The organism is Chamaesiphon polymorphus CCALA 037 (assembly GCF_003003845.1).
GTDB lineage: Bacteria > Cyanobacteriota > Cyanobacteriia > Cyanobacteriales > Chamaesiphonaceae > Chamaesiphon > Chamaesiphon polymorphus.
Map to the genome: position 1 here is coordinate 1 of NZ_PVWO01000257.1, position 8007 is coordinate 8007.

An 8007-nucleotide genomic window follows, 5' to 3' on the forward strand; every position below is an offset into this window, starting at 1 on the left:
GTTTAGTTACTAATTTAAGTTACTAATTTAAGAACTCATTCTCTCAATAATAAACGGCATCGATAAACGATATAAAACCCAAGCTGCAAGTAACAACCCAAAACTCAAGCCACTTACTAGCCAAAAACTTGTTGGATCGGACACTATACCAGTCGTTGCCAAATCTCTTGCGGTCGTCAATAAAGGCGTAACAGGATTCCAATTCACCACCGTACTGAACCATCCTTGCTTAGGAACAGGGTAAATCACCGGAGTCAACAACAACCATGGAGTTACAATTAGCGGAATTAATCGCCCGATATCTCCATACAAAACCCCAAAAGGCGCAATGAACAAGCCAATCCCAGTTCCCAATATAACCAAATGAATTATAGCTACAAATGCTGGAATCACAGTCCAAGTAATTGGAATTTTAAACCAAATAAACAGTCCTAAAATCAGGATTAACTTAATCCCAAAATTAAAAAATATCTCACCTAATTTAGCTAAAATAATCGCTTCCTTCGGAAAATTAATCTTAGCCAGCATTTGATTGGCGGCCCCTACTGCTGCCAACGGCCCCATCAAAGCCTCGGTAAAAGTTTGCCATATTGACATACTAAACATCACATAAGCCGGATAGGGAATATCAGTTACTCCAATATTAACTACCCCAGCATTCTTTGCTGCTACTAATCCCAACGCGGTAATTATCGGTGGGAAAAACGCCCACAATATCCCTAATAAAGACTGCCGATACTGAGCACTAATATCTCGCACTAATAGTCGCCAAGCTAGCTCTCTAGAAGCCAATAAATCCCGACCCATTTCTCTCAACAACATTAACGGATTGCGAATGCGGCTTTCAGGAGTGTAGAGAACTCGCATCGAAGTTTTATTAGATTTACTCATTTTGTAAAATTTACAACCATTATAAATATTTAGAGATGACTGTAATAGTGCCAATTTCAATGATTGGATATTGTGCTATGTTATGTGTTCTTCATAAGGTTGTCGTATTATTGAGATATTCTCCGGAATATACTGTGTTTAAGTCTATTAAAGAAACCTACAAGAAGTGTTTTCTTGCTTATCTGAATATTATTAGGATTAAACCCAAATTCTGATATTCTTTTAATGTCTGAAGTAGGCCAGCCCACAATGCAGTTTAATATATTGGTGTCGTGCACTGTTTGTAACCAGTAGAAATCATCATTAATATCTATTACCTTGATATCTCCTAAATCATTGTGGAAATAATTATAGACTATATCAACATTATTTGTGTCAATTTTTGATACAAGGCTAATAAAAGGATTAGATGGAACTTTAGTCCAAACCAACTCATTGTACGGCACAACTTTCAATTGATAACCTTTTAATAGATTTAAAGCAATTTTCCGATCGCTCACAACAAACTCATTAGGATCGCTAGTGTAACTTTGCAACCGTAATATGGCTCGTTTATGTAAAGCATCATCTGAATCTAAGCCAGTTGTGATTACATGAGTATTTTCAGCGTTAGTGTTATCTAATATAAAATTTTCAACATCTTCTAAAAACAGAACACCCCCATGTACGTATCTAATCTCACATGGGACTGGACACTTTTCAAGTAATTGGTTAAACTTGTTCCTATATTTATTTTCTGTATCTCGATCTAGATAGATTAGCCAATGAAAATTTTTACAATCCTGGTTGAATACAGAGGGAAGACAATACTTCTGGAACAAATCAATACGTTTGTTCATCCATTCATCTGTATATTCTTTGTCTATAACTTCCAAGTTATTGTCGAAATCGACTGGCTTAACACTAAATCTTGTGATTAAGAAATGTTTGAAATTAATTATCATCAGCTTTGATTTAATTATTTGCCTACAACGAGTGAGTCTACACTAAATTTCTAGTTAATATTCAGTGATATAATCAGTTTCGATCGAGATTCTATAGTTTTGAATTGAAGATAGTGCGATCGATACTCCTTATTTAATAAACTCAGATCTAAAAACGGTTAAAAATGACGGTACTGGTGCCATTCCCACGCATGTTGCACGATCGCGTTCAAATCGGCATACTTTGGCTTCCAACCTAAAATCTGACGTGCTTTATCGCTACTACCAATCAATACGGCAGGATCGCCGCTGCGGCGGGGACATTCTTCCACCGGGATTTCTTTGCCAGTGACTTGCTTGGCGGTATCGATGACTTCTTTGACCGAGAAGCCGTTACCGTTACCCAGATTAAAAATTTGGCTATCTTGATGTTTGAGTAGATACTCTAGACCCAAAACGTGAGCTTGAGCCAGATCGGTAACGTGAATATAGTCGCGAATACAGGTACCGTCGGGAGTATCGTAATCAGTACCGAAGACGGATATTGCCGCTCGTTTGCCCGCAGCCGCTTGGAGGATCAACGGAATCAAGTGGGTTTCGGGATTGTGGTCTTCGCCAAATAACCTGTCGGGATCGGCACCAGCCGCATTAAAATAGCGAAAGATGACTGATTTGAGGCCGTATGCGGGATCGTAGTCCTTCAAAACTCTTTCGATGACTAATTTCCCAGCTCCGTAAGGATTAATTGGGTTTTGAGGGTGATTTTCATCGATCGGGATCTGCTGCGGGTTGCCATAAGTCGCACAGGTAGATGAGAAGACAAAATTAGTGACGCCATGTTGGCGCATCACATCGAGTAAGGCTATGGTACCAACTACATTATTTTGGTAATATTTGGCTGGATCTGTTACCGATTCGCCTACATAGGCATAGGCAGCAAAGTGCATCACCGCTGCGATTTTGGTGCCAGTGAAAATTTGGTCTAAGACATGGCGATCGCTAATATCCCCTACTACTAATTTAGCCTTTAAGTGGGCTTCGATCGGCTCGCGGTGTCCGTACACCAAATTATCCAAAATGATGACTTGAAATCCACGCTCTTCTAAAGCTTTAACTGCATGAGCACCGATATAGCCAGCTCCACCCGTTACTAATATCGTTCGATCGGAAGAATCCATAATGTAAGATCGGTAAATTATCTAAATATTTGACTACGTGTCTAATATCTCATTTATAGTGCCCTAAATTAGCTAGTCGATTGGCACTAGCCACAACTTTTAGTCGTGCCATTAATTTGCTAATTTGGGGCTGTAGCCTTCAGTCTGTGTCAGCCAATTCCTACTACTAACTGTCTACAACCACACTAAACTTATCTTTGCAACCCAACTATCATTTCGCTCGATCTCAATCGAGGAGCCAATCAGTGGAGATCCGCCAAAAGGCGGTAGTATAGCTTGCTGAATTGCTGGTATATTTATATACAGTTAATAATTCGGAAAAATTACCATCCGCACTAGCCGATCGTATTAAAAGCTTTGACACCTTGATATTGTTTTACCCGCGCCTCTCTTCTGGTAAATTCGCTCACAGATGGGTTGCCATTGGGGTGAACGACACCAGTGACCCTTTGCCAGAGTTCGTCTGGAGCGAGAGATATATCGTAGGTGCGATCGCTAGTTTTGCATACGTAGTACCACTGAGTACTTTGGCATCGATCGCACCAAAAAGCTTCGAGCCATTCTCCAGTGATAGAAACGGTAGTGTGAAAACCAATCAACGTGTGTGCCGCTGAATGTTTTATGCCCCGAGCTTCAAGCTGCTCGGGTCGATCTGCAAACAAATAATACTTTTTACTCATACTGTCGAGATAACAGTCATGAACTGGACAGTAAATACTTCGCCGTTTAGACCTGCTGCGGTTTTTGATACACTTATCCTGCACTTCGGCCTCCTTTACTGTAATCGATCGCAGTGAACTGAAGGTTGCGGGGGAGAGACTGAGATCTAAATCGATCGTCAAAGCCCACTCCGGTAAACTACACATACAATACCAGATCGGTATCGGGGTGTGCTAGCTCGGGTTAGTATTTAAAGTAGTCGATCGAGTCCTATATAGTAGGACCCTCGCAATACTCGCACGATCGCCTAACGGCAAATATGTAAGTGGTTTCCCACATCGACGAGAATTACTTAGATTGAGTGTTAGTAACTGATGTAGCGTTTGTATCGCTTTGCCCAAAATCATACCATACTAGTACTCTCTCCTCGATCGCATATCTAGGCTCCGTGGTGAAAAATCATAGCGAGATTATACTATAAATACAGCTTGGCTAGTAGTAAGCTACTAAAAGTGGGCAGCTATTCGATCTGTGACTGCTCCTGCATCTTCTGCACTAAAGCTTGAGTGAGAGGATGGTCGGAAAGTCGATCGACTCGTCCAGTATTCACGACTTGCTGTAGAAAGTCAAGAAAATCTAAGCGAACTTTTTGAGTCTTAGGGTGATCTGCACCGAGATTTTGTTCTCTGATTGTCAGGGATCGAGTGTACAGTTCCTCTGCTTCGCCGTATCGTTGCAGTGATTGATATACAAAAGCCAAGTTGTTTAAGCTAGTGGCAATTTGGAGACTATCAGCACCGACTTGTTGCTCTCTAATCGCCAGCGATTGGGTATAACAGGCTTCTGCCTCGTTATATCGTCCTGTTTTATAGTATAAACTCGCCAAATTGTTGAGACTTTGAGCCGTGTGTGAGTGCTGTTCGCCCAACTGACGTTGTCTGATTTCCAGCGCGCGGACATACAATGGTTCTGCGGCAACATAATTGCCCGTTTTATAGTATAAAACTGCTAAATTATTTAAGCTTTGAGCCGTGTTGGGATGATTCTGCCCCAGCTGCCGCTCGTAAATTCCTAACGCGCGGGCGTACAGTGGCTCGGCTTCGGCATACATTTCAATCCGATAGTACAAACTGGCTAAATTATTCAGTCCTTGAGCGGTATAAGGGTGATCCCCACCCAACTGTCGTTCGTAAATATTGAGCGCGCGAATCAGTTGCGATTGTGCGTCGGGAAATTGACCCATCTCGTAATTTAGATTTGCCAACCGCTCCAGACTTTGAGCTGTATAAGTATTTTCCCAACCTAATTGCTGTTCGCAGATCGCTAAAGCGCGCTCGTATAAAGGTTGTGCGTCTTCATATTGTTGGAGTGACTTGTAGAGACCTGCTAAATTATGCAAGCTAGCGACGAGATCTAAGTGGGTGGGACTCAGTTGCTGTTCGCGAATTTTGAGCGCGCGGAGATAGAGCGATTCAGCATCTTCACATCGCTCCATCGCTGAGTATAAATTAGCTAAATAATTTAGACTATCTACTGTTTTGAGGTGGTTAACGCCAACTTTTTGTTCGTAAATCTTGAGCGCGCGAATATAAATAGATTCGGCTTGTTCGTAACGCCCCATCTCCAGATAGACATTTGCCAGCTCGTGCCAACTTTGAGCGGTATCGAGGTGATCTGTGCCTAATTGTCGTTCGTAAATTTCGTGAGCGCGCAGGAACAGAGGCTCGGCTTCAGCATACCTGCCCATGACTAGATATAATCCAGCCAAGTGGTTTAAGCTTTGAGCCGTGTCGATGTGGTCTGCACCCAATTGACGATCGCAAATCTGGTGAGAACGCACGTACAAAGGTTCGGCTTCGGTATATCGCCCCATTGCTGCATATAACTGAGCTAAACTGTATAAGCTTTGGGCTGTATGTAAATGATTGCCGCCCAAGCGATCTTCGCGAATCGTCAAAGAGCGACTGTAAAATGGCTCTGCATCCGTATAACGACCCATTGACTCATACAAAAGTCCGAGATTATTTAAACTTTGGACGGTGAAGGGATGACTCGCGCCTAACTGCTCTTCTCTGATCGACAAAGTGCGAGAGTATAGCGACTCGGCTTCAGTATATTTACCCATCGACTCATACAAGACTGCTAAATTATTTAGATTTTGAGCAGTATAAAGATGGTCGGCACCAAAATGCTGTTCGGAAATACTAAGTGAATGAGTATAAAGAGCTTCTACCTCTGTATGTTGACCGATCGACTCATATAATGTCGCTAGTTGACTGGGATTGCTACTACTCCGATCGGCTGGCAATGATGGTAACTGCTGAGTAGAATTTTGAGCCTCGTTCATACAAACACTTAGATTTTTGACCTCAATCTCACTATATTCGATCGAATTTCGATCGTCTAGTCATTACAAGTAAAAATACTGAGCAAATTTAGAATTGATGCCAATCCCTGGAAGATTATACTGAGATTAAAGGCTATCAATGTTTAAATTTAACAATGATATCGGTAGTTTAGCTTGAATTATTCGACCGGAATTTGGATATACTTTAGCAATACAAAAAGAAATATGGAGCGGATTTCGCGCTCCGGTCATGGTGTATTTTTCTTGGGGATGGGTTGACTCGTAGAACTACGTTTTTGGTTGAGATCGGCAGGCAAGGAAGTAGAATTCTTTTTAATTTTGAGCTTAGGTGTATTTTCCTGTGCGGAGATAGTACCAGGTAGTGCTTGCAAAACTTGGATTTTTTCCTGATAGATAATCCTACTATCTCTACGCACCACTAATCTATTGGCCGCGATCGTGTAATTGGTGTCGCCATTATCAGCGGAGAACTGGTTGCGGTCGTAGTAACGCAGTCTGAGCGTAATGCCCTGAGATCCATCCCGAGAGAGGCCAACATAGTGAGTGGGATTTTTCGCGCCACAAATGTACATCAAAAAACTTTTTGATGTGGCCCGATAGAGAATTTTGGTACGCTCGGGACAAACTAAATTACTATCACCGTTAGATTCTAAGGGAATATTAACAGCAGCAGTCTCAGCAACTGAGGTTTTCTTTGCTTTTGCTACCGCAGGAGCCGAGCTGATGACACTAAAATTCCGAAATTTTACGGTTGTATCTACATCTCCGCTCAGTGGAATTTGGAGTAAGGCTACTTGAGTCAAATTAGCTGGTACTTTAGTAAAGACGAAACTTGCCTTGAAGGGAATATTTTCAATTAGCTCGGTTTTAATCGCGTTATTTTCACTAATTCTGTTGGCCAGTCCGATCCTGCTAGGATAATATTCGTTACCTTCAAAATCGACTAGCCTAATATTATCACCACTGAGATTGACCGTGCGATCGCTATTTTTACTGGTTAAGATTGCTTTGCAAACTAGATCTTGCAGCTTGCGACTGCAATTTTGAATGACTATTTTAACTCGATCGTCTTCATATGTAGCAGGACTGTTTTTGCTAGACAATGTGGGTACTTGAGCTAACAATTGATGTGGGTAACACCACAAACTAAAGAAACCACACCAACTAATTCTAACGATCGATTTTGTCATCATACCAGTAACAATAGATACACAATAATTTTTGCAGCAATTATATCATGCTTGTCTGTGACCGTATTAACAGCATTACTATGATTTTATATTCCGATTAAAACTCGAATACAATCGTTGGATTCGAGCGATTAAGAGTACTTAGCGCGATCGATCGCTGCCGAACAATTTTTGCGATCTTCTATTAGGATCGAGAGGGGTCGATTTGTTCTACAAATCGCTCGACATCTTCGATAATCCGGGTGAGTTCGGCTTCGCTATTGAGGCGGATGCGATCGTCGCGTAAGGTAATCGATACTTTGGCAACAAAGACGTTTGCCCAAATATTGGGATTGCAGAATATTTCCAGGAAAACATCTCCCGTATACTGATATTCGATCGGTTGATGGGGTTTGAGCTTGGCTCTTTCTCCTCCAGGTGTTTCTGCTGTTTTGGCTTTGAGAACTCGGACGATTTCATTCAGCTTTGCTTGTAATTCCCGAGCAGCCGTGAGTGTAAAACCACAGGACGCAGAACCACTAGCTAAGTTGAAGACTAGTTGTGATGTCATAGTTTCGATCGGGTGTGCAAAAATTATTGACTCCTTATATTAGACTAACTAGTCACATCAGATCCGAAGCGATCGTCTCAATCTGTAATGTCTGCTCTGATGGTTGCAAGTAAAGGGTGTCATAACCGATCGCTTTTGGACTTTGAGGCTGACATCGCAATTATTATAGGCTAGTGCAGTGTCAAAATTCAATATTAGGGTAAAGAGAAGTAAGTTTACAGCGAGCATCATCAATCTTCATTTGCCA

General features: G+C 41.6%; 7 protein-coding genes. All 7 read right to left on the reverse strand.

Annotated features, from left to right (window positions below):
• Positions 1-27: 27 nt before the first annotated feature.
• The gene (locus tag C7B77_RS18070; RefSeq protein WP_106307891.1) at positions 28-891 is read right to left on the reverse strand and encodes an ABC transporter permease; all 864 of its coding nucleotides are present in this window, start codon (positions 889-891) and stop codon (positions 28-30) included.
• 107 nt (positions 892-998) lie between these two features.
• Positions 999-1835, reverse strand: a complete 837-nt coding sequence (locus tag C7B77_RS18075; RefSeq protein ID WP_106307873.1) for a glycosyltransferase — start codon at positions 1833-1835, stop codon at positions 999-1001.
• A 158-nt stretch (positions 1836-1993) separates the two neighbouring features.
• On the reverse strand, positions 1994-2992 hold the full coding sequence (galE, locus tag C7B77_RS18080) for a UDP-glucose 4-epimerase GalE (RefSeq protein ID WP_106307876.1): 999 nt from the start codon (positions 2990-2992) through the stop codon (positions 1994-1996).
• A 335-nt stretch (positions 2993-3327) separates the two neighbouring features.
• Positions 3328-3672, reverse strand: a complete 345-nt coding sequence (locus C7B77_RS31155) for a hypothetical protein (protein ID WP_245894260.1) — start codon at positions 3670-3672, stop codon at positions 3328-3330.
• Between the two features lie 500 nt (positions 3673-4172).
• Positions 4173-5999, reverse strand: coding sequence for a tetratricopeptide repeat protein (locus C7B77_RS18090; RefSeq protein WP_106307882.1), 1827 nt, complete (start codon positions 5997-5999; stop codon positions 4173-4175).
• A gap of 248 nt (positions 6000-6247) precedes the next feature.
• Complete coding sequence (locus tag C7B77_RS18095) at positions 6248-7123, reverse strand: hypothetical protein (protein WP_146138388.1); 876 nt, start codon at positions 7121-7123, stop codon at positions 6248-6250.
• A 271-nt stretch (positions 7124-7394) separates the two neighbouring features.
• Positions 7395-7760: a hypothetical protein gene (locus C7B77_RS18100; protein ID WP_106307888.1), complete on the reverse strand. Its 366-nt coding sequence runs from the start codon at positions 7758-7760 to the stop codon at positions 7395-7397.
• Positions 7761-8007 lie beyond the last annotated feature (247 nt).